Origin of the sequence: Pedobacter sp. SYSU D00535, assembly GCF_017355855.1 — a bacterium.
Lineage (GTDB): Bacteria > Bacteroidota > Bacteroidia > Sphingobacteriales > Sphingobacteriaceae > Desertivirga.
In genome coordinates this window covers 579459-604725 of sequence record NZ_JAFEWD010000001.1, presented here as the reverse complement: position 1 = coordinate 604725, position 25267 = coordinate 579459, and the positions used below count along the sequence as shown (strand labels likewise).

Here is a 25267-nt window from a genome sequence, read left to right as displayed (position 1 = left end):
GAGCATTAATTATATACCTATGGAAACTATAGAAAAAGAAGGTTATACCCGGACTAAAAATAATGGGGTCGAATATTTTCAGGCTGCTCCTGGAGTCTGGGGAATGAAAATTGTATTTGTAAATGTCTATATTATCGCTACTACGGAAGAAGCAGGTACAAGCTGGGTATTGGTGGACGCCGGACTTAGGGGATCAGCTGATAAAATCGTAGCGATGGCCGAAGGTATCTTTGGCAAGGGAGCAAGGCCTAGCAGCATTCTTCTAACTCACGGCCATTTTGATCATGTTGGTGCTCTGGAAGAACTGCTTGCTATGTGGGATGTTCCGGTGTATGCACATTATCTCGAATTACCCTACCTAAAAGGGCTCTCTTCTTATCCGCCACCAGACCCAATGGTAGGTGGGGGACTGATGAGCCTGATGTCGTGGATGTACCCGAAGAGTCCGAAGGATCTTGGCAAGCGGGTACGCCGTCTGGGAACAGGCGACGAAGTGCCAAATCTTCCCGGCTGGAAGTTCATTCACACCCCTGGGCATTCGCCAGGTCAGGTTTCATTTTTTAGGGAGTCTGATAGAACGCTCATTGCTGGCGACACCTTTGTTACTACCAAACAGGAGTCGGCGTTTTCGGTGATGACCCAAAAACGGATTCTTTCAGGCCCACCGAAATACTTCACTATCGATTGGGGAGCTTCAAAGGAATCGGTGGCAAAACTGGCCGCTCTGGCGCCGGAAACTGCAGCTACCGGACATGGTTATCCTATGTATGGCGAAGAGTTACGTAGTTCGCTGGGGCAGTTGTTGGAGAATTTTGAGAACGAGGCGGTTCCAGCTTATGGCCGTTATGTGAAAGAACCAGCCAGAACTAACAAGAACGGCGTTCAGTACGTGCCCAAGCGTGTGACTAACCCTATTCTGCTAGCCAGCGCTGCGATCTTTGGCTTGGTTGCAGCACTCGGAATGGTTTATACCGTAAAAGGAGGAAGACTATTTAGTTCAACGGGATAAAGGCGCATCGGCGTCCTTGTCCCGTTTTGTTATTTCCAGCTAATTCAACACTTTCAAAAATTCTTTCTGCACCAATTCAAAATCTGGATTGGTCGTCCAGTCTACAGATCTGTGAATTTCCTTATTTAAGGGCACCCAGCGGTGCGCTTCGCCGTCAAGGCTGACCACTACACTCTTTGTTTTTAGAGCCGCTGCTATATGGGATACCCCTGTACAATTAGACACCAGCGCCCCGGCATTTTTTAACAGCATAGCGACCGCTCCCATAGAGGTTTTTCCACTGGCTATAATCGGCTTCCCTTTCATTTTCGATGCTACCCTCCGAGCTATGTCGGTCTCTTCCTTTGTCCCTGTGATTACAGCTTCAAAGCCTTTTTCGATGGCAATATCAGCCAGCCGGGCAAAGTAGTCTGTATCCCACTGACGAGAGGCTCCGCGGGATCCTGGATGAATACAAACGTACTTTCCTTCCTCAACAGGTAAGGCTGCTTTTTTTAAATCCTCCTCGTCAGCTACAGTAAGAGGGAACTCAAGGTCTTTTCCTAAGGAAGGAATGCCAAGAAATTCCATTAATTGTAAATGCCGTTCGATCTCATGAACTTTCTCAGGATAAGGCATAAAAAGACATTTTCCGGGGACATAAACTCCTTCTTTGAAGAACCCGGCAACGTTGGCTGCTCCGAAAAGTTCTACCATCGGGTTCACAATATTTCCGTTGCCTTGCATTTGCAGCACCAGGTCAAACTCTTCCTGAATCATTTTCTTTAAAAAGGTGCAGAACGTTTGTGGTTTAAACAGCTGTTCTGGTAAGCCAGGGAAGCCTGGAAACCAAATGAATCGGTCCAGGTACATGTTGAATCTGTTTACAAACGTTTCAGCCCAGGGCAATCCCAGCAAGGTAATTTCTGCTTCCGGATAGGCAGCACGTAAGGCTTTTAGTGCAGGTATCGTGCATAACATGTCACCTAGCTGAAGGGCTCGAAAAATGGCAATTTTTTTAATCTTAACGGGCGATAGAGTCATATGTAATTAGAGAAATAGCACTCGGTATTTTAAGGCTCCATAGAATTGCCAGAAGATGGAAACAAAGGGGATCACAGCAGAGGTGAAGACCATCTCGACAATATGGAACAGCGATTTTGATGTAGACTGAAGGCGCTTCCGGATGAAAGAAATTAGCAGTCCCAGCCAAATAAGGAACGAAGCAAGGCCCAGCAGAACGGCACCGCTGAACAGAGCAGCGAGCATTGCTGCAACAGCCATCACCATGACATAATAATTCCAGGAGGGCGAAGCTTTGATACGTTCTCTGTACAGTCTGGGATACTTTTTATAAAGCAAGGCGTTAAATATTCCCTTCTTCTGCTCTTTGATGCTAATACCCCAGGGGGCTTTCCTTACGGGATGAAGCACAGTAGCAGGGACTTTATAGATGGGTATTTGATGCGAAATGAGTTTGAAGTGAAGATCGCTATCCTCCCGCCAGGCCATACTGAAGCGCTCATCAAAACCCCCAACCTTCAACAACGCTTTTTTGGTGCAAATACAGTTTGCCGTCACAAATTCCGCTGTTTCCAGGTTGGCTGTATTTAACTCATAGTCGGTAGGCGATTTAGTACGGGGAACTACTACCTTTCCTGTAAATGCTATCGCTTCCTCTCCTGTATAGTAATTGGAGATCGAGCTTAGCCAATTAGCTGTGGGAATGCAGTCGTCGTCGGTAAAGGCAATCAAAACACCACGGGCCTGGAGCCACCCCAAATTTCTGCACGCAGCCGGTCCTTTTTTTTCCGGAAGCTGATAGAATTTGAAAGTTGGTCGATTCACTACAGCCATTAGAGTAGCAAGTTGTGCGGTTTCCTCATCGGGGCCATCGCTTACCACGATAACTTCAAACTCGTTTTTATCAAATTGTTGGTTGAGTAAAGCGTCCAAGCATCTTTTCAATAGCTTGGGCCGCTTGTAAGTAGGAATGACTACCGATATTTTCATTAACTCTGTTTTTCGATTAAAAATGATCCAATTACCAAGGCGTCGAACGGCGATGTCCAGAAGCATTCAACCGCGTCGCGTGGGCTGCACACAATGGGTTTGCCCAAGGTGTTGAATGAAGTGTTAATGAGTACCGGAACCCCTGTTCTTTTTTTAAAAGCCTGTAATAACTCGTGATAGCGCGGATGCTGGGCTGAATTGATAGTTTGAATACGAGCCGTGCCATCCACGTGCCTCACCGCCGGAATCCGATCCGCTTTATCTGGCTTTACATCATACACAAACAACATAAAGGGAGAATAGTTGGCACCCTCAAACCACTCAGCCGCATCTTCTTCCAGTACTACCGGGCCAACGGGCCGGAAGTCTTCCCGGTCTTTCACCTCATTTAGTCGCGACTGCATCTCTGCATGGATTGGCGAAGCTAAAATCGAGCGGCTTCCCAGAGCGCGTGGCCCGTATTCCATTCTTCCCTGGAACCAGCCTATAATTTTGTCTGCAGCTAATACTTCCGCCGTTTCTTCAGCAACGTTTTCCATTTTCCGGTAGGGTACTTTTGCCCATTGAAGAAACTGTTCGATTTCCTCGTCAGAATATTCTGGTCCCCAGTAAGCATGGCTCATTTCAAAACTTCTTTTTTTCGGCTTCCTGGTCTGGGAGTCGAGCCACAAAGCAGCACCAAGCGCTGTGCCCGAGTCGCCAGAAGCGGGCTGCACCCAAATATTCTTAAACGGACTTTTATCCCTGATCCTTGCATTCATTACGCAGTTCAGCGCTACGCCTCCTGCCATACACAGATTATCTTCGCCGGTTTGCTTGTGTAGCCAACTGCAAAGTTCCAGCACAGTTTCCTCTAACACCGCCTGCAAGGAATGAGCAATGTTAAAATGGTGTTTCGTGAATTCCTCATGCCTTAAGCGGGCCGGGCCGAAACGCTCCTCAAAGTTTTGGTTATTGATGATATAGCTGCCGTCAGATCCTAGCATTATCATCTCACGGAAATCTTTAACGAATTCTGGCTTTCCATAAGAAGCCAGGGCCATGACCTTATACTCGTCAGACGAATGGAGGAAGCCAAGATAGGAGGTAAGCTGCTCGTAAAGTAGACCCAGCGAGTGAGGCATGTTCACCTGTCCGATACGTTGAATATTATTTCCTGCTCCAACACTATAAGTTGTAGTGGCAAGTTCACCCCGTCCGTCCAGAGTGAGCACAGCAGCGTTGCTGAAAGGAGAGGGCAGGAAAGCACTGGCAGCGTGGGCCGTATGGTGATCAACATAATGAAAGTCGAGATCATCCAGCGCTGTTCCTACAAAACGCTTCTGCAGGTGGTGGGGATAACCATCTTTCAACTGCCGCGGGGCATTGATGATCGATGATAGAAAAAGTGGGTCCCAGGGATTTAACCATTCGGTATTCCTGCTATTGCTGTTCTGAAACAGTGGAATTTCGATCCGTTGTTGCTCGCGATATTGCTCGGGAAGTAGTAGAAATGGATCGAAAGAGTAAGCGATTTGATCTACCTCCTTTAGATGAATTCCGGCAATTTTCAAACAATAATCAATAGCGTGAAACGGAAGTTCCCAAGTCGAGAATGGCACTGGCCTTTTACCATGTTTTATATGAGTAAACCGTTCGTCTTCAACTGCAGCCAAAAGCTTGCCGTCTTTCAATATACAAGCCGCCGAGTCGTGGAAAACGGCATTAATACCAAGTGTGTACATATGGGGTTTAAATACTAGTAAATGTTGAACAGGAAGAAAATGTTTGAACAACTAATTAAATGAGGAGAGTGGGTTTACTTTCCGCTTGGAAAAGTTGAAATTAAACGACCTGGTTCAGTTCAGATATTTGCTTAATTTGCGTTTTAAAAACTTAAAGTTTGATGAAAAGTACTAACTACTATAATACCTTCATTCAGGTTTCCGATGATTGCCCTGTACAAAGAGCGGAGATTCCTGTAGAAAGGGGATCGGGAAAAACAGCCGTTAATCTTCAATTTGAGCTACTTATCGATAACCCTTACCGCTTCACTTCTGATGATATTCTTTTTAAAATCCATGCGTTGCGGAAAGAGTTGGAGGAAGCAGAGCTGGAACAGGAAAAAGAAGCCTTTTTTTCGAAGGGGCAAGCATGTTTTCGCGCTTCCACACTTGCTAAACGCTATGGCTGGGGCTTCCATTTTAATGAGGAGGGTAGGGTAGCGCTGGTTGGATTGGGATCTCAAGAGTATCAATTTTTTAGAGATAATCCAAACTTTACTCAATTAAGAGCGATGCGCTCCAAAAAGGCCTAGTCTTCCAGGTATTCACCCGAAAGTTGCCTTGAAGCCTCCTTCAAAACCCGTATTAGCTCCTCCATTTTAATTGGCTTAGCCAGGTAATCATTCATTCCTGCCTCGAAGCAGGCCTCCCGGTCCTCAGCCATTGCATTGGCCGTCATTGCTACGATTCTAGGCTGCCTTTTGGCAGCTGAACGGATAACACGAGTTGCCTCAAGTCCGTCCATCTCGGGCATCAAGACGTCCATCAGCACCAGTTGGTAGTCTTTCCTCTGCAGCATCGCCACTGCTTCTACACCATTCTGCGCTAGGTCGGTAGTATAGCCTAGTTTTTCAAGTATTCGCACGGCAAGCTTCTGATTTACCAGGTTATCTTCGGCCAGGAGAATAGACAAGGGATACTCCAGCGCGAATTCGCCAGACAATGCCGTTCCTTTCTTTTTTTCTCCTTCTGGTGGATTTACTATTTTAACATCCTTTAGTTCCCGCTGTATGGTTTTAAAAAGCTGACGCTCTTTCACCGGCTTTGTTAATACCGAAGAGAATAAATGCGGGTATCGGGAGCGGTTTTCATCTCCAACTGCGCTTAGTAGTACTGTCGGGATACCAGGATAAAGTTCTTTTGCTCGTGTCGCCAGGTGTACCCCGTCAACAACAGGCATTAGAAGATCAGTAATAATGAGGCTCAGGTCTTTTTCTTTTTTGAGCAACTCGAGCGCCTCGGTGCTTGACTCGGCTACTACAGCCTGCAACTTCCAACGTTCCAACTGCGTTTTCAACAGCAGGAGGAAATGTGGGTTGTCGTCAACAATAAGAACTTTTTTATTTTCTATTCCTTCTTCGCTGTAAACAGGTTCTTCGACTGCTTTGTCAGAAAGCTTATGAGTGACATAAAATGAGAAAGTAGACCCATTTCCAACTCGGCTGCTTACCGAGATTTGGCCACCCATTAACCGAATAAGTTTATCGCTTATGGCAAGACCCAGACCGGTCCCTCCATATTTTCTTGTGGTGGATGAGTCAACCTGACTAAACGCTTTAAACAAACGATCAATTTTAGCGGAAGGAATACCGATGCCCGTATCTGTCACCTCGTAGGTCAAAGTCACCTCTTCAGCACCCATTGTTTTAAGATCTATTTTTAGAAAAACTTCCCCTGAATGAGTGAACTTTAACGCGTTATTGATCAGATTGATAAGAATTTGACGTAGACGATGACTGTCCCCTACAACCTGAACGGGAATCTTCGGATCCACCTGATAGAGGAGATCCAGTCCCTGCCGCGCCGCTTTCGCAGAAAAAAGGTCCATCACTCCCTCAATACACTCACGGAAGTGAAAATCCTGATTTTCGAGTTCCATATTCCCTGACTCAATCTTTGAATAATCAAGAATATCATTGATCAGGTTTAAGAGCGCTTCACCGCTGGTGGTGATGATTTTGACATATTCTTCCTGTTCAGCATTCAAAGGCGTTGACGATAAGAGGTTGGACATACCAATAACTCCATTCATCGGTGTCCTGATTTCATGACTCATGGTCGCCAGAAAAGAACTTTTTGCTTTGTTTGCCTGTTCGGCTTCTTTGCTTGCTGCTTCGGCCTTTTCCTTTTCGGCCAGGATAGCGAGCAGGTACTTCCGCTGAAGAACAACGCTTAAAAAGGAAAAAATGCAGGACAGGAGGATGGCTACCACACAATTTTGGTAGAACTTCAACTTGAGTTGCTGAGGCGACAGTGACTCGAAATGGCCGACGTCGTTAGCAATTAGAACGGTAACCACGAAGCAAATCGTGGTAGAAGAAAGGTAGAGCAAAAGCTCTTTTTTAAAATCCTTGCTATCCTCCACCAAAAGAGGGATGGCAAAGATAAGTGGAAGAAAGTACAGGTACGTACCTGTTGCTTTACCCTGCAGCAGCGTAAGCGTGGCAAAGAAAAGATTCAAATTGATTACCGTGGCCAGCTTCGTGAATCGAAGATCACCTTTTTTAGCGTAGTATAAAATGGTACACAGAATAGATGAATAGCCGGCTACCATTGCCGCAGTTGCCGTTAAGCCCTGAAGCAGGTTAACAAATATAAGGGGAACAGTAAATGCGAGTGCAGCTTTTACAAATAGAACTGTTCTTTTGGATACTTCTTTTATGTCTAATAGGAGTCTTTCAGAAGATGCATTTTGTATAGTCTCACTTGCCATTCTCAACCTTTGCGTTCGTAACTTTTACGAGGATGTTGAAAAATGGTTACTGACTGACGGGAATAAATTAAGAAGAGCAAACGATCAATTTGCTCTTCTTAATAGTCTTAGCTCACTATTCGGAGCTTAGCAAATTTGAGCAGGAGTTGCTTTTGTCCCAGCCCTTGAAAGAAAATAGTGGCTTTTATATCCGGTTTATTTCCTTCCAGACTTACTACTTTCCCGAACCCAAAACGCTCATGCTCCACTTCCATGCCTACCTGTAAATTGCTGGTGTCAGACGGGGCAAAGCCGGGAGTTGGTACGTGGGCTTTAGGAAGGATGGCAGTTGTTTTAGGAGCGGTAGCAGGCTTTGGCTTGGTGAAAGCGTCGCCGCCGCTTGAAGGTTTGCTCGACCAGGCAGTTCTTTCGTTGTCGAAGAATGGGTTGCCAGAAGGCTTCGGCTGCGCCTTAAAGTCTAGTTCCAGGTATCTAGGATCAATTTCATCAATAAAACGACTTGGTTCACAGCTTGTCAAAGTTCCCCACCTGTAGCGAGAAGTTGCATAAGAAATTGTAAGTTTTTTTTCCGCTCTTGTAATTGCCACATAAAACAAGCGGCGTTCTTCTTCCAGATCAGAGCGAGAGTTGAGGGACATCTGAGAGGGGAAGAGGTTCTCTTCCAGACCCACAATATACACATGCGGAAACTCCAATCCCTTTGACGAGTGGATGGTCATCAGGGAGACGGTGTCTGCGTTAGGATCTTTATCATTGTCATCGTTCGTTAATAGAGCGACGTCCTGCATAAATACATCCAGCCCTTTTTCTTCAATGTCTTCCCGCTCGCTAAATTCTTTGATACCGTTTAATAGCTCCTGAATATTCTCATAGCGGTTTAATCCTTCTACAGATTTGTCATCGTATAAGTCCTTCAGCAATCCCGAATGCTGTGCGATGTGAAGCGCTGCATCATAAGCCGAATGTGTTTTGGCCAGTACCTGGAAGCTTTGAACCAAGGTACCAAAAGTTGCAACCGCCCCCGCGCTCCTCGGCTCAAGATACTTGTGAGCATCCGTGATAACTTCCCAAAAAGTGATATTATTCTTGTCCGCTGCTACAATGATCCGATCTACCGTAGTATCGCCAATACCTCTTTTCGGATAGTTGATTACGCGTTTCAACGCTTCTTCATCGTTGGGATTAAAAGTTAACCTGAAGTAAGCGATGAGGTCTTTGATTTCTTTTCGTTGATAGAAAGAAAGACCCCCGTAAATTTTATATGGGATATTCAGTTTTCGCAGCGCTTCCTCCATCGCCCTTGATTGAGCATTTGTTCGGTAAAGAATGGCGAAACTTTTGTATTTCAGTCCCTTAAGAGCCCGCTCCTGAGCAATGCTTTCGGCTATGAATTTACCTTCGTCATTATCCGTAAATGCCCGGGAAATCTTGATTTTGTCGCCCTCTTCATTTTCTGAAAAGACATCCTTCTTCAGCTGGTTAGTATTGTTTTTAATGATGCTGTTAGCAACATTTACAATATTCTGAGTTGAGCGGTAGTTTTGCTCTAGTTTGAAAACCCGCAGGTCCGGATAATCCTTCTCAAAGTTGAGGATGTTCTGAATATTAGCTCCGCGGAAAGCGTAGATACTTTGCGCATCATCACCTACCACACAGATGTTTTCGGTAATAGCCGCGAGTTTTTTTACGATAAGGTATTGGGAGAAGTTGGTGTCCTGATACTCATCTACCATCAGGTATTTGAACTTGTTCTGGTATTTGTACAGCACGTCCGGATGTTCCCGCAAGAGCACGTTGGTCTTAAAAAGAAGGTCATCAAAATCCATTGCTCCTGCTTTGAAGCACCGTTGCGTATAAATCTGATACAGCTCTCCAAGTCGCCCACGACCGGTGGAGAAGTCCTCAGCTTGGATATGCTCATTCTGCAGATATTCTGCCGGAGATATCAGGTTGTTTTTCGCAGATGAAATGCGATTGTACACGAAGTTCGCATTATAAAGCTTATCGTCAAGCTGCTGTTCCTTCAGAATAGCCCGTAGCAAGCTCTTGCTGTCGTCGGTGTCGTAAATAGTGAAGTTATTAGGGTAACCGATTTTTTCTGCTTCAACACGCAAAATTTTCGCAAAAACCGAGTGAAAGGTACCCATCCAGATGTTTTTAGCTTCTGGTCCAACAACGCTTGTAATCCGGTCGCGCATTTCCTTCGCAGCCTTGTTGGTAAAGGTAAGTACAAGGATATTAAATGGGTCTACGCCCGATTTTATAAGGTGAGCCACGCGGTAAGTAATTACGCGGGTTTTGCCTGATCCGGCGCCGGCTACAATCATTACCGGACCGTTAACTTGTTCTACAGCTGCTCTTTGAGAAGGATTTAATCCCTTTAAATAATCCAAACCTATGCTCCTTTTTTCAAATCGCTAAGTTAAAAAATGCGGGGGATTAAAACTGCTTCCTGTTCGGGATGTTTTCAACATCCATTCTTACCGTATCAGCGGATCTTTTTCTTTCGTGAATAGCTGGTATACTTTCTTGTCTACCCAGGCAGGAAGCAGTTTGTTCATTAGCACGGCAAGTTTTCCTTGGCTAGTCATGATTAGCGTACGTTTTCTCTGTACCACACCGTCAACAATGATTCTGGCCACTTCTTCTGAACTCATCATTTTTCCTTCGTCCATGCTGCTTTCTCCCTGAGAACGGCCATCTTTCGCCAATGCGGTGTTTCGGATGTTGGATGCCGTAAAGCCGGGTGCTGCCACCATCACGTGTAAGCCTGTTTTCAGGTTCTCAACACGAAGTGCTTCCAAAAAGCCGTTCATAGCAAATTTAGAAGCTGAGTATCCCGTTCTGCCGGGCAAGCCACGATATCCAGCGATAGAAGAGACACCTACAACAGAGCCCTGGTTTTTCAAAAGTTCAGGCAGTGCAAACTTGGTGCAATACACCGTGCCCCAAAAGTTGATATCCATAAGGTTCTTTATCACAACAAGATCCAGATCTTTAAATAAAGCTCTCATGCTGATGCCAGCATTGTTAATTAATACATCAATGCGGTTAAAGGTAAGCTGAGCTTGTTTCACCAAATGCTCGCAATCTTCCTCTTTCGAAACGTCACATTGGACAGCCACAGCTCTGACACCATATTCTTTTTCTATTTGCTGGGCGAGCTCGCAAAGGGTAACAAATTGCCGAGCTCCAAGAACAACATTTGCTCCGCGCTTTGCAAACTCAAGTGCACAAGCTTTTCCAATCCCTGATGAGGCCCCTGTTATGATTACCGTTTTGTTCTTAAGATCCATGACTGCTTTTGATGAATTGTCAAAGGTAAAATCTGAAATGGAATTTGGGAAATCATTAAACCTGAATTAAGGGCAAACAGGAAACAAGGGAACTACGTATCTGCAGGGAATCGTTTTTTTACCCGGTGGATCTCAATAAATTCTACTTTTTAAACGCGTTTCCAAAACCTTTTGGCAGTAAGATTGCTAAAAATATTAGTAATTTTGCTACGTTATGATAAAGCTGACAGTACAAGAGCGAATTGATATTTTTTCGAGATATCTCAACAGCGACATTTGGATACGAAATAAATTTCCGGAGATGGGAGAACCTGAGCATCAATTTGGAAAGTTACGTGGAGTGCAGTCGCGCGCATTATTAATTGAGCTAGATAGCGGTAAAAGCAATTGGTTCAACTTTATAGACGAGTGCCCGGTGTATGAGTTTCGGCTGCTGCTTAAGCCACTCAATAAGTTGTCTGCCGAGATTTTAGAAACAGCCAAGTCGCTACCGGTTCCTAATTTTATTTCTTCCTATTACATTAAACTTGGGTTTGATATGCCGGTTTTCATTGCTCCAAACCATTCCGGGAATTGCAAATACGTGAATCAGCTCGGACTGGCCGATTATCGAACTATTGATCAAATTTTGGGAACTGTTAACCGCCAGGAGAGAAGCTCCCCTCTCGTTACGGGAAGGTGAATATTGTATTTTTGTAAGAATCAGGTGTTTTTACTGGTGGACTTGCCGGCATCGTGGCTTTCTTTTTGAACACTTCAGGGAAAGACAGTCACCATGAGAGCGAGCTTTTTTGTATCCTGTTTATTAATAATATCAAGTCTTTTTCTGAGTTGTAAGGGCAGGACAGGCACAGATGAACTGTTTGTTTCCATCCCATCTCATCCCCTCAGAAACGCAAATGATCTGGATTCTTTAATTAACAGTATCGGCGATGCGCGGGTTGTTTTGCTCGGCGAGGCATCCCATGGCACATCTGAATTTTATACCTGGCGAGCTGCTATTTCAAAACGCTTAATCCAGGAAAAAGGATTTGATATGATTGGAGTAGAAGGAGAGTGGGCCGACAGTTATCGGGTCAACCAGTTTGTCAGGGGACCTCAAAGGGATAGTTTGCAAACCTTAGCGTTACTACAGCAGTATAATCGCTGGCCTACTTGGATGTGGGGTAATTATGAGGTGGCCTCGCTGGTTACCTGGATGAACAATTGGAACCAATCGAAGGCTGCGGCCGAGAAGGTGGGTTTTTATGGTTTGGATGTGTATTGCATTTGGGAATCAATGGAGGAGTTGATGCTGTATATTCAGGGGAACGATTCGCTGATGCAAATGGCAAATGAAGTGCGTAGTTGTTTTCAACCTTATAGTGCTGACCCGGGGCAGTACGCCTACGCGGTGGCCACGGCTTCGGCTAATTGCCGGGCGCAGGTTCAAAAACTATGGCAGGCAGTTTCCCAGCTGACGGGGCCAGGAACGGGAGACACGGAGGCGGAGTTGGTGATGCAACAGAATGCCCTTGTGGCGGTGAATGGCGAAAATTATTACCGGACCTCTGTAAGCAATAGTGGAGCCTCTTGGAATATCAGAGACAGGCACATGACCGCCACGATTAAACGTCTGCTGGAGTTTCACGGTCCCGACTCAAAAATTATTGTGTGGGAGCACAATACCCACGTGGGAGATGCGAGGTTTACGGATATGGCTGCTGCCGGAATGGTTAACGTGGGTCAGTTGGTGCGTGAGGAGTTCGGCCAGGATAATGTCTACATCGTAGGTTTTGGATCTTACAAGGGGCAGGTGATAGCAGCCGATGAATGGGGAGGTTCGATTGAAACAATGCGGGTTCCGAACGCCAAGAGAGGGAGTTGGGAAGACATGCTTCACCGTTCTGGGGCGGAGAATAAACTGTTGTTTTCAAAGGAACTACAGAATAACCCCACTTTTATGAAGTCTATCGGACACCGGGCAATTGGGGTACAGTACGATCCGGGCCGAGAGGCAGGAAACTACGTTCCAACCATTGTTCCAAAGCGCTACGATGCATTTATATTTATTGACGAGTCTACCGCGTTACGACCCCTCAAAATCACTCCTCGCAACGAGCCTCCTGATACTTATCCATCAGGGTATTGATCGAGAGCAAAAAAAATGCCCCCTGGACTGCAGGGGGCATGCGCTTAAGGTTCAAGATATAGGGTTCAAACTAGTACAAGCGAAAGTTTTGAGCAATGGCAGAAAGTTCTAAGTCATCAAGGAGTGTCTCATCCTTCGAGAACTTCTGAATTTGCTTTTTGGATATATAGACGGGGCCGGTCGTGGTTTTAGCAATGATACCTCTTGCTTTGTTAATCCTCCCGCAGTAGGCGCCTATAGCCTCATTATACGTAGACAATCTTTGCAGCAAGACAACCAGTTGATCCGTTGTTATTCCTTTGTCGTTCACACTACAAGAATATAGCTTAGCTGTTAAGCGATTGTTAAGAAGCGTTGAAGGAATTGTTAGGGCTCATCTATTTAGGCCTTCCATAATCTCCTTTAAGCAGTTTTACAAGATGGTGCTAATTCGTTGACGGGAAAAATGCTTGGCCTTCATTTCTAAGCCTCACCAGGATTCCCTCATCTCCGCCCATCGTGAACTTATTATGTAATTCAGACCCTTCGAGTTCTGGAAGAGTAGCAACCTCAATAGTGCCTCTCAGCGACTGCAGAGCCTCTATTTTGCTACTATCGACATAACAAGGGCGATGTGTCAGGTTCAGCACAATAAGGAATTTATGATGCCCTTCTGCATGGCGTAAGTAGGCCATCACTTGCGCATCAGAGAACAGGGGCGTATAACTGCCGTACGTGAGTGAGGGCTCCTGTTGTCGTTTTTCAATCAACCGTTTATACAGGGAGAGGATGGAGCAAGGATCAGCTCTCATCGACTCAACGTTAAATCTTCTATAAGCCCGATCGAGTCTGAGCCAAGGTCTGCTTGTTGTAAATCCACTGTTTTCTGAGCTATCCCATTGCATTGGTGTTCTAAAAGGATCGCGGCTTAAGTTCTTATCAGGCATGTTCAAACCCTGCGGGTCCTGCACTTCTTCTGCAGGTATGGGCACGTCTCTCATTCCGATTTCATCCCCGTAATAGATGGTGGGCGTCCCTCGGAGAGTGAGTAAAAGCATAGCCGCCACCCGGGCTTGGTCTAGGCCAACTCTACTTGCAATCCTTGACTGGTCATGGTTACCCAACACCCAATTCGGCCAACCATTTTCAGGCAGGGCTTTTTCATATTCGTGTACCGCCGCTGCGATCTGCCTTGCATTCCAGGGAAGTGAAATAAGCTGAAAGTTGAAAGGGAGGTGAGCTTCGTTATTGTTCTCGCCGTAGTACATTATGAGCCTGTGAATTGGCAGGTAAATTTCGCCGATCAGTAATCGCCCATCGTATGAGTCGATTACTTCCCTCATTTTTCTTACTATATCGTGCACTTCCGGCTGGTCCGTAGAATAGATAGGAATCACTTGATTGTAGGTGGAATCTTGAGGGTTGTAGTATTCGTTTACTGGATTGTTTTTCAGCTTCTTGTCCTTGATTATATGCCAAATTACATCAACTCGAAATCCGTCAACACCTTTGTCGAGCCAAAAGCGCATCATGTTCAGCATTGCCTCCTCCACCTCGGGGTTACGCCAGTTCAGATCAGGCTGCTCTTTTAAAAAACCGTGGTAATAATATTGCTGCGTATGCTCGTCCCACTCCCATGCGCTGCCACCAAAAACAGCAAGCCAGTTGTTCGGATAGGAGCCGTCAGGGGACGCATCGTGCCATATATACCAGTCGCGTTTAGGGTTGTCTTTGGATGAACGCGACTCAAGGAACCAGGGATGCTGATCGGATGTGTGGTTCGGCACCAGGTCGAGTAGTAGCTTCATCTCCCGGGAATGCACCTCCTCCAGCAGCTGGTCGAAATCATCAAGGGAGCCGAATAGAGGATGAATATTTTGGTAGTCGGAAATGTCATAACCAAAATCTGCCATCGGCGAAGAAAAGATCGGCGAAAGCCAAACCGCCGAGACGCCCAGCCATTTGAGATAATCTAATCGTTGGATGATACCCTGCAGGTCGCCGATTCCGTCGCCGTTGCTATCCTGGTAGGACCTTGGATAGATTTGATAGATAACGCCCGTTTGCCACCAGAGGTAATTATTATCTGAGATACTCATAGGTATTGCTCTTAATGCCGTAAAGATGTAATAGAGGTTTTTGTTATTAACAGAACCTCGGCGCTATTGTTACCAGAATTTGGCCTTATCCGCTGTCAAAGGTTCTTAAAAACTTTTTTGCATACCTGCTGCTTCTAGAAGGGTATGGAGGCGGTTCTCGAACAGATAAAAAACTTCGCCGATAGGGCACATGGCGATCAGACACGGAAATATACACCCGATCGGTATATCGTTCATCCCATTAGGGTAATGGAAATTTGCCAAGCCTATACCAATGATCTTCCAATCCTGGCTGCTGCCTTGCTGCATGATGTGCTAGAGGATACGCCTGTCAGGAAGGAAGAAATCTTCAATTTTTTGCTCGGCTTATTGGGAAATGAGCAGGCGGAAAGAGCTGTCAAACTGGTTGTTGAGCTTACCGACGTTTATGTAAAGGATAAATATCCCCAATGGAACCGTCGGAAGCGCAAGACGAAGGAGGCAGCAAGAATTAAAGTTACTAGTCCAGATTCTCAAACGATTAAGTATGCTGATATTATTGATAACTGCAAGGAGATTGTTGAGAGAGATCCTGATTTTGGATCCGTTTTTATCCGGGAATGCCGCAACTTGCTAAAGGTAATACCCGACGGAAACTGGCAGCTGTATCAAATTGCCAGAAGCACGGTTGACGACTGCATCAAGAAGCTGGAAGAGATGAAGAAGTAGTGTCATTTGCCCTGATTTTCCTAAAAATTCTAATCTGTGGCACTACCGGATTATATGGACCACTCCAAACACTTCTCTGAGTTTGTTGGTTCTAAATAAGTCTTTTAAAACACACATGAACGAGAAACCATCTTTTTGGCAACGTATTGGGTTACACGAGTGGTTTTTGAGCGATGAGGGTACCTCAGCTCTAAATAGTCCACAAACCATGACGCCCAACGACGTCTATAAATATATCATTGAAAAATTTAAAGAATCAATCGCGGAGCTTTCTTTCGGCGACCGGGTGGTTTTCTATCACGAGTTCATCATCAGCTTCAATCAGGACGATTACAGGCTTTTTATGGATAACCGCAAAGGCATCTTCGGTATTATCGTGCACGAGTCGGTTAAGAAGTTTTATGAGATTTTGCAGGAGCACGCGAGCCAGGGAAAAACAGTAGAGCCATCCAGCAGCAAGTGGGTGTTCCGTTTTGTCTCACATCCCGATTATGGTCCGGGCGACAAAGGGTTTATCGGCAAGTTGCTTCCAGGTGGTGGTACGCAGAAAGAGGAAAATCTGAGGGTCACTTTTATACCGAGACAGACAGGGATTGCGGAAACGTTTGATGTAAGCCAGGATGTGCTGAAAGGCTTTACCTTTTATAGCGAGGGCTATTACGAACTTCCCTATATCAACGAGCTGGAGTATGATGAGCGCAGCACTACCACCACCGGAAATGTGAACGGCTTTGCTCGCTTTGAAACCATTGTTCCCGATAAAGCTTTTGCCGGAAAAAAAGTAGAGTTTTTCATGAAGGATGAAGACATCCTGATTTCTGGCAAAGATGAAACACGGGAAGGGTCCTTTATTTTCAAAATTCCATCCGATTGGGTGGATTCACCGCACTTACGCATCAAGTATAACAAGAAGGAAGACCGCTTTTACCTGGCATCCTTCGGTGAAAAAACGCTGCTTAACGAGCGGGAAGTAAAAAGAAGCGACGCGGATAAACCGGAGTGGACAGAACTTCCCGTCAATTCGCGGATGTTGCTGAATGGGATCGTGGGTGTAAATATTTTCAAATCCTAGTATGTCATATATTTTATCAGCTTCTCTCCTGGCCATATGCATTTTCCTGCTGATCATGCATTTCAGGGATATAAAAAATACTCATAAGCGCAATGGCTGAAAATTTCTTTGGGATTACGGATACTGGCAAGCTTCGCGACAATAATGAAGATACCTTTATTGCCGAAAAGGCGATGGGCGATCGCTTCATTATCGCTTGTGTGATCGACGGCGTTGGAGGATATGTGGGTGGAGAGGTAGCTGCAGCTATTGCAAAGGACGCCATTCAGAGGCATTTGAAGGAGCCGGTTTCCAACATTATCAATACAATGAAGGAAGCTTTTTCCTCCGCTAATGAACGCATACAGGAAGAGAAGCAGCAGATAAAGCAGTATGATAAGATGGCCTGCGTACTAACGCTGGCTGTAGTGGACGTAGAGAATAACCTGTTTTATTATGCCCACGTGGGTGATACACGGCTCTATCTGCTTCGCGATCATTCATTAGTGAAGGTGACCAAAGATCATTCTTTTGTTGGCTTCCTCGAGGATAGCGGCCGGCTGTCGGAAGAATCTGCGATGAAGCATCCCAAACGGAACGAAATCAACAAGGCGCTTGGCTTCGGCCAACAGATACAACTTCAGAAGGATTATATCGAGACGGGACAGTCGCCTTTTCTTCCCGGAGATACTTTGCTGCTATGCAGCGATGGTCTTACCGATCTGGTTAATAAGCATGAAATCACCTCGATATTGAGCAGCGCTTCCAGTCTGGAACAAAAGGGAAACCAACTGGTGTCGGCAGCCAATCAAAACGGTGGAAAGGATAATATCACCGTCGTACTCGTCCATAACAGTAAAAAGCCGGTGAAGGCGAAGGTGATCAAACCACCCAAAAACCGGCAAGTGAAACGGCCGCTTAACGAAGCAAAGCCACAACCTGTCTCCGTACCCCCTCAAGTGATTGTATCAAAGCCCCTAGAGGGTCAGCCGGTACAGCAGCCTGTAAAGAAAAGCTACAATCCCTATGTTTTTGTTCTGGCCGGGCTTTGCCTGATATTTCTGCTTGTGATCATTTTCTTGCTCACCAACAGGGGTGGCTCTGAAAATGAAAAGGCCCCAACACCTGATACTACAGAACAAAGTGCGACGGAGGAAGGAATGGCGAGTGACAGTTTAATACTTATGGATACCACTAAAAGGGTGGATCCAGTAATCGAATAGAATGCAACAATGACAGAAAATACTAATAGAAGAGGTACCGAACGTTTGTTTTTACTGCTCAATACGCTTGTGTTGGGATTGCTTTTTTTTCAGCTATACAGCGTACACCAGCGCGATTTCGAAGACGTAGCGCAGCGGCTAAAGGCCGGAACTATGGTAAATTTGAACAGTCTTAATATTTCTGAAGGGATCAGGACCTTGCTGCAGAAGGGTTATTATTTCGAAGAGAAAAAAGACATAGAGCTCATCTCCTCGGTAGTGGGCAAAGTGCGTAGTTCGGAGACAAATCAGATAGATAACATTGGGGAACTAAATAAGCGGAAATATTATGTAGTTGCGGATGATGCCTTTCAAAGCGGAGGGGAGTCATTTAAAAAGCGGGTGACTGCCTCACGTTCTTTCCTCGGCTATACAGGTGCGGATTCTGCTCTTTTCGTAACGGAGAGGACAAGCCCGATGGCTGTAAATGCTGAGACGAACGTAGGGATGGGATCAAACCGTATAAAAGGTCAGGTTCTCAACAAAGACGACGAGGCTGTATCCGGAGTGCTTGTGAGATTGGAGATGATTCTTCCACAGGATAGTGCTTACAGCGAAGAAGTGACCCAGGTTTTTAAGTCTGTAGTGGAGAAGGGAGAGGACTTTCGAAGGACTTACCTGCTTGATTCCGCCAATAACCGTCAACTTCAATCCCTAACAGCCTATGCGAGAACGGACAAGAACGGTCGCTATTCATTTGCAGGATTGCCGGCGGATAAAGCCTTTGAAGTGTTGCCATTGCAACCCGGGTTTCAGTTCGGCCAGTCGCAGGGAGTGCAGGAACTGGACGGTACTGAAACTTTTGACTTCTACCAGGCGCCTCATACGGTTCGTCTCCTGTCTACCCGCGATTTTAATATCCTGAAAAAGGAGCGATCGTTAATTGTTCGAACTCCGAAAGAGTACAACTCCTGGTATGGAATCATTGTCGCCGGGTTCTTTTTGGGCTTTTTTCTGTTACATCTTCTTTTTACTGTGCGATTCAAACAGGCAGATCCACTGATCCTGCCGATCCTCATGCTGTTGACCGGGCTTTCATTTATCACCCTGCTGAGTTTGCAAGACCCGCTGCGGGATCGTTTTCTGGCAAAGGACACTTTGATTTATTTCGGCATCGGTGTGGTGATTATCGGAGTCCTGATGATGTTTAACATTCGTCGATTTACTGTTGATTCTCCTCTATACCGCCTCTTCATTTTTCGGAACAATAAAAAAGCTGCCAATGGCTGGCCATGGGCTGTCCTGGCGACAGGTCTTTTGTTTCTTACCATTCTTTTTGGAGCAGGACCGGAGGGTAGCGGTGTAAAGGTGAATCTTTTCGGATTCCAGCCAAGTGAACTGGTTAAGTATTCAATCATTTTGTTTCTCGCCGGTTTCTTTGCCACAAACGAGCGGTTTATCAGTGAATACACGAATTGGAAAAAGCGCTGGACGTTCTTTTCGTTCGCGCTTATCGCAATTCTCGTATCGATCTTTTTCTTTCTGGTGCTCGGCGATTTAGGTCCTGCAATGGTGATTTGTTTCACCTTCATTGTCCTGTTTTCGTTTTCGCGTGGCGACTTTATGTTCATGGCAGCATCGGTTGTTCTCTACGTGTTGTCTGCCTGGATCTTCACCTCAATATGGGTCGCAACGCTGGTTACCATCGTCATTCTTGCCGGAGTATCGCTGTGGAAACGGCGACAGTTGAGTGAGTCTTCCGTAATGGCTCTGGTAGTTATCGGAAGTTTTTTGCTGCTGGATCAAATCCCTTATTTAGCTGAGCTTTTCCCGGGGCCTATGCGGCGGTTGGTGGAGCGGAAGGCAATTTGGGAAGATGCCTGGAATAACGAAGTGTTTGGCGGCGACCACGTAGCGAATGGTATTTGGGCGATGGCGAGTGGCGGATTAACCGGGCAGGGAGTAGGAGAAGGGTTTGCCAAAACTATCCCCGAAGCCCACACCGATATGGTATTGCCAGCATTAGGCGAGGAATTTGGCTGGACAGGTATTATCTGCATTTTTATCCTGTTCCTGGTTTATCTACACCGCTCCATACTAGTGGGACGACAGACAGGGACGCCTTTCCTGTTCTATCTCTGTGCAGGGATAGGAATCAGCACGTTCGTGCAGTTCTTGTTGATTGCAGGAGGCTCAACGGGGGCACTGCCACTGTCAGGAGTCTCGCTGCCTTTTGTAAGCTACGGCGGCTCTTCTTTAGTGGCTAATATGCTAGCCGCAGGATTCTTGCTTTCGGCATCCATGGCAAAAGGGACAGCGGTCCAAATGTCTTACGTAACAAAACAACAAGACAGGAATTTGATTCCGGCCCTAGCAGCAGCCTGTATCGGTGTTTTCCTACTTACTATCAATGTTTCCCGCTACCTCTTCCGTAACAAGAAATGGGTGGTTCAGCCGGCGCTGGTAGCCGACAGAAGCGGCAGCAGGATGTTTAGCTATAACCCTCGCATTGCTATCCTGATGAATAAGTTGCAAGCTGGTTCATTGTACGACCGGAACGGAAGAATTCTGGCAACCAGCAAGCCTGAGTTAATTAAACAACAAAGATCAATACTTTCAGCATCTGGCATATCCTATAATCTTGATTCTGCTATGCATAAGCGCCTCGACCGGTATTATCCCTTCGCCGAACATATGTTTTTCTGGACGGGAGACGCCAACTCAGGAGTCTTTTACGGAAGCACGAATGGTTATTTTGCCGAATATGAACACGCGGCAGAGTTGCGAGGTTTCGAGACACCTACTACCTCTTATGATGTGATTGCCAGTGCTTACCGGGAAGACCGTTTTCTTCCAAGAGGAGTAAAGGAAATGACAGTGTCCAAAAGAGATTATAGTGCATTAGCCCCCTTGCTGCTTGCAGGTATTAACAGTAGGAAAGTGGAGGAGTTTAAAAAACGAAATCGGGACGTGCAGCTAACCATGGACGCCTCTTTGCAGACCAGTATTCAGAAATCCATTGCTCTCGACGATTCTCTGAAGGACAACCGGGTGTCGGTGGTGGTGATGGAGGCGAGCAGTGGCGATGTTCTTGCCTCGGCCGTCTATCCGCTTCCTCCTCTAAAAAACTGGGAGCTGTTGACGATGACCTCCAGGGAGCAAAACCGTCTGGCGGGATGGACGACTACAGCTGATTTGGGATTTACTTATGCCACTCAACCTGGTTCTACCGCTAAAATCGCTACTACCCTGGCCGCATTTAACAAGCTGGGTATGGCTGCCGCCGATCTTACTTATCCCGTTGCTCCTAATGAGCGTATCCGGACACGTGGCCCCGAACCAGATGAAACAGGAAATATTTCGATGGAGCGGGCTTTGGTTAAGTCGAATAACGTTTTCTACATAAAGCTGGCAAATGAAAAGGCGTTGCAAAATGAGATGACGGACTTGTATATAAAGACAGGAATGTTTTTACACGGCGTGGGCGGGTTTTACTACGGACGCCAGGAGGAACCCGGAGCCAGGGAAGATAAGTGGCAGGCGCTATGGCGGCGGACTGAATTTAATACAAAGCCGAAGTACGATCCCAATAATATAAGACGCACGCGGGCCAAAGGAATTTCAGGGATGTCATGGGGACAGGGCGAGTTGGTAGCTACCCCAGCTGCGGTAGCACGTTTAGCAGCCGGAATAGCAAACAACGGAATGCTTGTGAAGAATAGGTATGTGCAGAAAATTAGCGACTCGGTATTATCGGTAAGCGGTGGCGTGAAACTTGCCAAGGATCCTGCTTTTGCAGCCTCGATCAAAGAATATATGATCAAGCAGAGTGAAAATAAAGTCGCCCAGTTAGGCATTTCCGTAGCGGGAAAAACCGGCACACCAGAACGTGTCTGGAAGGGTGAGCGCATCAATGATGGATGGTATGTTTTCTTTGCTCCAAAAGCGATCGGGCCAGGTTACATCGTTACCTGTATCCGGATCGAGGCTACAAAAGGTTCCTCGGATGCAGTGGCTTTGGCTGGGAAACACGTACTGCCAATTCTACTACAAAAGGGCTACATCAAAGGTTTTGTACCCGTTTCACCTGCACCTGCACCTGTCCCCAACCGGCCGACAGATAGTACCATGGTAGTTCAGGAGCAGATGACTCAAGTTTTGAACAGACGGCGTCCGATGTAAACCGGACTATACTTTGAATGTTATATTAAGATGATTAGCACACACAATAATGTTTAACTTTTTCGATAATGATACAGAGAATAAGCCTGAAGATGCCAAAGGCTACCGCGACTTCCTGTTGAGGGCGGTGAAAGACGAGCTGCAGAAGCTGGAAGGAGGGGAAGGCGGGCACATCCGGGGGATCAACTTGTTTCTGGCTCCTGGTAGAGATGAGCAACATATTTATGAATCGGCTGTTTATATTCATGAAGCAGGAAGATTTAAGGCAGAAGTACAAAGAATTGCAGACGACTTCGCCATCGACCTCCCCGCAGATTGGGCCCTGGATATTGTCTTTGTTGATGCACTGCCAAAGGAGGCTAAGGAGATTGAAGGAATTGATGCGGCTTTGTTTATCCGGACTCGTGAAAGCGTGCTCCAGCGGACTTCCTCTGCAAAAATATCCATTTTGAGCGGAGAGGCTGAACAAGAGGAATATCTGATACGGTCGGACGGTAAAAAGGTAACGATAGGCCGCGAGCGGAAAGCTCAGATGGAAGATGGCTTCTTCAGGATCAACACGATTGCTTTTCCGGCAGATTCAGCTGACGAGGCTAATAAGTACATCAGCAGGCAACACGCCCATATTGAATGGAATAGCGAGAGCTCCTGTTTCTTATTGTTTGCGGACGAAGGGGGCGTGCCGCCGAGAAACAAGGTAAAAATTAAATCGGCCTTAAATGATGAGCTGATTAAACTTAACTCGATCGAGATTGGTCATAAGCTGCACGACGGCGATCAGATAATTATTGGAGAGACGGCTGTTCTGGAGTTTTACTATGTACCGGATCAGCAATAATAGATAGAATGGCAAGGGTATTTACAATAACAGAAGGATTAGAGAACATGGGGGCACTGCGTACCGGCGGACAGGGTTCTGTATACAAGGGGCGCAGGGTAGGAGAGATTTTTACAGCCGTTAAAATTCTTCCTACTCCGATTCACGCGGAGAGCACCGAGGACAAGAATTTCCAAAGCTTTCAGAACGAGGTTTTGAAGCTGAAGAAAGTAAATGAAGTTCCTAATCCAAATGTGGTGAAGATTTTAAATTCCGGAATAACGGAAAGCGGTTCTTTCCCCTTTATTGAAATGGAGTTCATCGAGGGCCCCGACCTAGAAGAGCTCCTGAAGTCTCCGCACGACCCTTTGTTCAGCGTCCGAGAGGTGATCAAAGTAGCTGATCAACTTTCAGGGGCCATTGCGCATTGTCATAAGGTGGGAGTGAAGCACGGAGATATCAAAAGCAATAATGTTAAGTTCAATATCCATACGGCCAATTATGTATTGCTGGATTTCGGTTTGGCGGTAATGTCCGACGAGCAGCGCAGAACCAGCTTACGCCATGCTGGTGCCATAGAGTTCATGGCGCCAGAGCAAAACGAAGGCAAGATGTTGTTTCAAACAGACGTCTACAGCTTTGGGGTGGTGTTATATGAACTACTCGCCGGTCAGGTTCCCTTTCCCTTGCAGGATGGGGGAGAAACAAACAGAAATACAGTGATGCTTTCCCATATGGAAACGCCCGTTCCCGACCTGATGTCGTTGAGGAGAGCGAACATGCCCAAAAGCTGGTCGGACGAGCGGAGGGAGCGGGAGATGCAGGTTCCGGGATGGCTGCTCGAAGTCATTGGCAAGTGCCTGGAAAAGAAACCTGAAAATCGCTACGAGGACGGAGTTAAGTTACATGAGGCCATCCTTATTAACAGCACGAAATCGGCAGAAAACACGGGGGCTGCGCTAGGGAGTGCTGCAGCTGTTCAAACTGAGATTTCTCAGTTGCAAAGTCAAGTCCTAAAATACGAGCAGGAGAGCAGGCAGAAGGATCAGGAAATTGAGCGCTTGCGGCGCATGCTCGCCAATAATGAAGACGGATCTGCCGGTACGGCGGTGCTGGCGGATTCATCATCGGTAAGTATTTCTAAAACCGCACTCTTTGCTCTGATCTTTCTGGTGGTCGGGCTTGGTGCCTTTGCAGCTTTTTCGTTTTTCTCTGATAAAAATGCTAAGGCGGAGAATAGCCTCTCTTTTGATTCCCTTGCTCGCGACGAGGACACCACTAGCACTGCATCGCGTGATCTTCCTGCAAATGATATCCCGGTTGAGGAGATTCGGCGCGAGGATACAATGACCGTATCAGAGCAGCCGGAGGCGGAACAGGACAGCTTGCTGGGTGAAGAAGAACAACAACCGGAGGAGGCAGAGCCAGCGTCAGAGGCGGATGCCACCAAAGAGCAGCAAGAACATCTGGAGGAGTTGAAAAACAAGAAGAAGTATACGCTGGCGGTAAATAAAGCGTATTTCCATGATCAGCCTGATGAAAGCACACGCCGAAACGCCTTTCTGGTGCATTGGAATAATGCCGAGCTAACAGCGGTGGAAGAAAAAAATGGCTTCATCTATGTCGTCTTTTTCAATACGCAGGGGCAGGTCACTAAAGGATGGTTACGTAAAAAAGATTTGAAACGGATTAATTAGGCCTATTGGTACTGCAGGTTGTAGCAATTGCGTACCGCGTCCACCAATTGGTCAAGCTCAAAGGGTTTATCCAAATAAGAATCAGTTTGATAGGCCTGAGCAAGCGACGGAAGATCGGTGGCGGTAGAGAATAAAATGATAGGGATTCGGCTGCAAATCTTATCGCGTTTCACTTGACTTAATACCTGGAAATCTTCTTTTTGCTTTTTCCAACCGTCGTATAGTATGAGACCCGGTTTGTATCTATAGATATCTTTTATCAAGGATTGTTGACTTGAAACAATTACTTGAAACCCAGCCTCTTCCAAAATCAAGGAAACCAGGTCAATTATATCTGAATCATCGTCAACAATTAAAACTCTTTTCATAGTAAAGCCTGGCCGTCTAGCAATTGATGCTTTTCTAAATCAATTATACAGAAAATAAATCGAGCTTTTGTGTTTTTATTGTTATTAAATCTTTCTTTAATTGGTATAATTGATCTTCCTTAGGTAAAGGCTTCAACTTTTGAGGCTGCACATTTTAATTTTAACATCAACCGGTAACGTTAGCCGATTTTTAAATCTCTTAATTTGCCTCTCAATACAAAATATAGGATCAATTTGCTTGTTAGTGCGAAAGCGCTGTT

At 46.0% G+C, this 25267-nt stretch carries 19 protein-coding genes; 10 read left to right on the top strand and 9 right to left on the bottom strand.

Features of this window, described 5'->3' with window-relative positions:
- Positions 1-19 precede the first annotated feature (19 nt).
- Positions 20-1009, top strand: a complete 990-nt coding sequence (locus tag J4N23_RS02390; RefSeq protein ID WP_207425405.1) for an MBL fold metallo-hydrolase — start codon at positions 20-22, stop codon at positions 1007-1009.
- 39 nt (positions 1010-1048) lie between these two features.
- On the opposite strand, the gene J4N23_RS02385 is transcribed toward J4N23_RS02390, so the two are convergent.
- From J4N23_RS02385 to J4N23_RS02375, 3 genes are all read right to left on the bottom strand, one after another.
- Complete coding sequence (locus tag J4N23_RS02385) at positions 1049-1969, bottom strand: glycosyltransferase family 9 protein (RefSeq protein WP_242689046.1); 921 nt, start codon at positions 1967-1969, stop codon at positions 1049-1051.
- A gap of 69 nt (positions 1970-2038) precedes the next feature.
- Positions 2039-3001 (bottom strand): glycosyltransferase family 2 protein, encoded by a 963-nt coding sequence (locus J4N23_RS02380; protein WP_242689045.1) that lies wholly within the window; start codon positions 2999-3001, stop codon positions 2039-2041.
- The gene (locus J4N23_RS02375; protein ID WP_207425402.1) at positions 3001-4725 is read right to left on the bottom strand and encodes a carbamoyltransferase C-terminal domain-containing protein; all 1725 of its coding nucleotides are present in this window, start codon (positions 4723-4725) and stop codon (positions 3001-3003) included. The genes J4N23_RS02380 and J4N23_RS02375 overlap by 1 nt, the downstream gene beginning before the upstream one ends.
- 161 nt (positions 4726-4886) lie before the next feature.
- Between J4N23_RS02375 and J4N23_RS02370 the strand changes: the two genes are divergently transcribed.
- Complete coding sequence (locus J4N23_RS02370) at positions 4887-5297, top strand: DUF6157 family protein (RefSeq protein ID WP_207425401.1); 411 nt, start codon at positions 4887-4889, stop codon at positions 5295-5297.
- Here J4N23_RS02370 and J4N23_RS02365 read toward each other — a convergent pair.
- The 3 genes from J4N23_RS02365 to J4N23_RS02355 all read right to left on the bottom strand — a co-directional run bounded on the left by J4N23_RS02365 (position 5294) and on the right by J4N23_RS02355 (position 10773).
- Complete coding sequence (locus J4N23_RS02365; protein ID WP_207425400.1) at positions 5294-7477, bottom strand: response regulator; 2184 nt, start codon at positions 7475-7477, stop codon at positions 5294-5296. The genes J4N23_RS02370 and J4N23_RS02365 overlap by 4 nt on opposite strands.
- Positions 7478-7584: 107 nt before the next feature.
- Positions 7585-9870, bottom strand: a complete 2286-nt coding sequence (locus tag J4N23_RS02360) for an ATP-dependent helicase (RefSeq protein WP_207425399.1) — start codon at positions 9868-9870, stop codon at positions 7585-7587.
- A gap of 87 nt (positions 9871-9957) precedes the next feature.
- Complete coding sequence (locus tag J4N23_RS02355; protein WP_207425398.1) at positions 9958-10773, bottom strand: SDR family oxidoreductase; 816 nt, start codon at positions 10771-10773, stop codon at positions 9958-9960.
- 214 nt (positions 10774-10987) lie between these two features.
- On the opposite strand from J4N23_RS02355, the gene J4N23_RS02350 reads away from it, so the two are divergent.
- Both J4N23_RS02350 and J4N23_RS02345 read left to right on the top strand, forming a co-directional pair.
- On the top strand, positions 10988-11455 hold the full coding sequence (locus J4N23_RS02350) for a hypothetical protein (RefSeq protein WP_207425397.1): 468 nt from the start codon (positions 10988-10990) through the stop codon (positions 11453-11455).
- Between the two features lie 93 nt (positions 11456-11548).
- Entirely contained in the window at positions 11549-12904 is a 1356-nt protein-coding gene (locus J4N23_RS02345) for an erythromycin esterase family protein (protein ID WP_207425396.1), read from the top strand.
- A gap of 70 nt (positions 12905-12974) precedes the next feature.
- Here the strand turns inward: J4N23_RS02345 and J4N23_RS02340 are convergent, their stop codons facing one another.
- Together J4N23_RS02340 and J4N23_RS02335 are read right to left on the bottom strand one after the other, a co-directional pair.
- On the bottom strand, positions 12975-13214 hold the full coding sequence (locus tag J4N23_RS02340; protein ID WP_207425395.1) for a hypothetical protein: 240 nt from the start codon (positions 13212-13214) through the stop codon (positions 12975-12977).
- Positions 13215-13329: 115 nt separating this feature from the next.
- Entirely contained in the window at positions 13330-14982 is a 1653-nt protein-coding gene (locus J4N23_RS02335) for an alpha-amylase family glycosyl hydrolase (RefSeq protein WP_207425394.1), read from the bottom strand.
- A 144-nt stretch (positions 14983-15126) separates the two neighbouring features.
- On the opposite strand from J4N23_RS02335, the gene J4N23_RS02330 reads away from it, so the two are divergent.
- From J4N23_RS02330 to J4N23_RS02305, 6 genes are all read left to right on the top strand, one after another.
- The gene (locus J4N23_RS02330; RefSeq protein WP_207425393.1) at positions 15127-15690 is read left to right on the top strand and encodes an HD domain-containing protein; all 564 of its coding nucleotides are present in this window, start codon (positions 15127-15129) and stop codon (positions 15688-15690) included.
- A gap of 115 nt (positions 15691-15805) precedes the next feature.
- Entirely contained in the window at positions 15806-16762 is a 957-nt protein-coding gene (locus tag J4N23_RS02325; protein ID WP_207425392.1) for a hypothetical protein, read from the top strand.
- 92 nt (positions 16763-16854) lie between these two features.
- Positions 16855-17964, top strand: coding sequence for a PP2C family serine/threonine-protein phosphatase (locus tag J4N23_RS02320; RefSeq protein ID WP_207425391.1), 1110 nt, complete (start codon positions 16855-16857; stop codon positions 17962-17964).
- Between the two features lie 9 nt (positions 17965-17973).
- Complete coding sequence (locus tag J4N23_RS02315) at positions 17974-22125, top strand: FtsW/RodA/SpoVE family cell cycle protein (RefSeq protein ID WP_207425390.1); 4152 nt, start codon at positions 17974-17976, stop codon at positions 22123-22125.
- Between the two features lie 49 nt (positions 22126-22174).
- Positions 22175-22963: an FHA domain-containing protein gene (locus tag J4N23_RS02310; RefSeq protein ID WP_207425389.1), complete on the top strand. Its 789-nt coding sequence runs from the start codon at positions 22175-22177 to the stop codon at positions 22961-22963.
- Between the two features lie 8 nt (positions 22964-22971).
- Positions 22972-24639, top strand: coding sequence for a serine/threonine-protein kinase (locus J4N23_RS02305; RefSeq protein ID WP_207425388.1), 1668 nt, complete (start codon positions 22972-22974; stop codon positions 24637-24639).
- 2 nt (positions 24640-24641) lie between these two features.
- On the opposite strand, the gene J4N23_RS02300 is transcribed toward J4N23_RS02305, so the two are convergent.
- Positions 24642-25007 carry a response regulator gene (locus J4N23_RS02300; RefSeq protein WP_207425387.1) on the bottom strand — a complete coding sequence of 122 codons (366 nt, stop codon included), beginning with the start codon at positions 25005-25007 and terminating at the stop codon, positions 24642-24644.
- Positions 25008-25267: the final 260 nt, after the last annotated feature.

Bases quoted from the DNA above. Each gene is read 5' to 3' on its own strand.
- J4N23_RS02390 (WP_207425405.1), top strand. From the start codon at position 20: ATGGAAACTATAGAAAAAGAAGGTTATACCCGGACTAAAAATAATGGG.
- J4N23_RS02385 (WP_242689046.1), bottom strand. From the start codon at position 1,969: ATGTTATGCACGATACCTGCACTAAAAGCCTTACGTGCTGCCTATCCG.
- J4N23_RS02380 (WP_242689045.1), bottom strand. From the start codon at position 3,001: ATGAAAATATCGGTAGTCATTCCTACTTACAAGCGGCCCAAGCTATTG.
- J4N23_RS02375 (WP_207425402.1), bottom strand. From the start codon at position 4,725: ATGTACACACTTGGTATTAATGCCGTTTTCCACGACTCGGCGGCTTGT.
- J4N23_RS02370 (WP_207425401.1), top strand. From the start codon at position 4,887: ATGAAAAGTACTAACTACTATAATACCTTCATTCAGGTTTCCGATGAT.
- J4N23_RS02365 (WP_207425400.1), bottom strand. From the start codon at position 7,477: ATGGCAAGTGAGACTATACAAAATGCATCTTCTGAAAGACTCCTATTA.
- J4N23_RS02355 (WP_207425398.1), bottom strand. From the start codon at position 10,773: ATGGATCTTAAGAACAAAACGGTAATCATAACAGGGGCCTCATCAGGG.
- J4N23_RS02350 (WP_207425397.1), top strand. From the start codon at position 10,988: ATGATAAAGCTGACAGTACAAGAGCGAATTGATATTTTTTCGAGATAT.
- J4N23_RS02345 (WP_207425396.1), top strand. From the start codon at position 11,549: ATGAGAGCGAGCTTTTTTGTATCCTGTTTATTAATAATATCAAGTCTT.
- J4N23_RS02335 (WP_207425394.1), bottom strand. From the start codon at position 14,982: ATGAGTATCTCAGATAATAATTACCTCTGGTGGCAAACGGGCGTTATC.
- J4N23_RS02330 (WP_207425393.1), top strand. From the start codon at position 15,127: ATGGAGGCGGTTCTCGAACAGATAAAAAACTTCGCCGATAGGGCACAT.
- J4N23_RS02325 (WP_207425392.1), top strand. From the start codon at position 15,806: ATGAACGAGAAACCATCTTTTTGGCAACGTATTGGGTTACACGAGTGG.
- J4N23_RS02320 (WP_207425391.1), top strand. From the start codon at position 16,855: ATGGCTGAAAATTTCTTTGGGATTACGGATACTGGCAAGCTTCGCGAC.
- J4N23_RS02315 (WP_207425390.1), top strand. From the start codon at position 17,974: ATGACAGAAAATACTAATAGAAGAGGTACCGAACGTTTGTTTTTACTG.
- J4N23_RS02310 (WP_207425389.1), top strand. From the start codon at position 22,175: ATGTTTAACTTTTTCGATAATGATACAGAGAATAAGCCTGAAGATGCC.
- J4N23_RS02305 (WP_207425388.1), top strand. From the start codon at position 22,972: ATGGCAAGGGTATTTACAATAACAGAAGGATTAGAGAACATGGGGGCA.
- J4N23_RS02300 (WP_207425387.1), bottom strand. From the start codon at position 25,007: ATGAAAAGAGTTTTAATTGTTGACGATGATTCAGATATAATTGACCTG.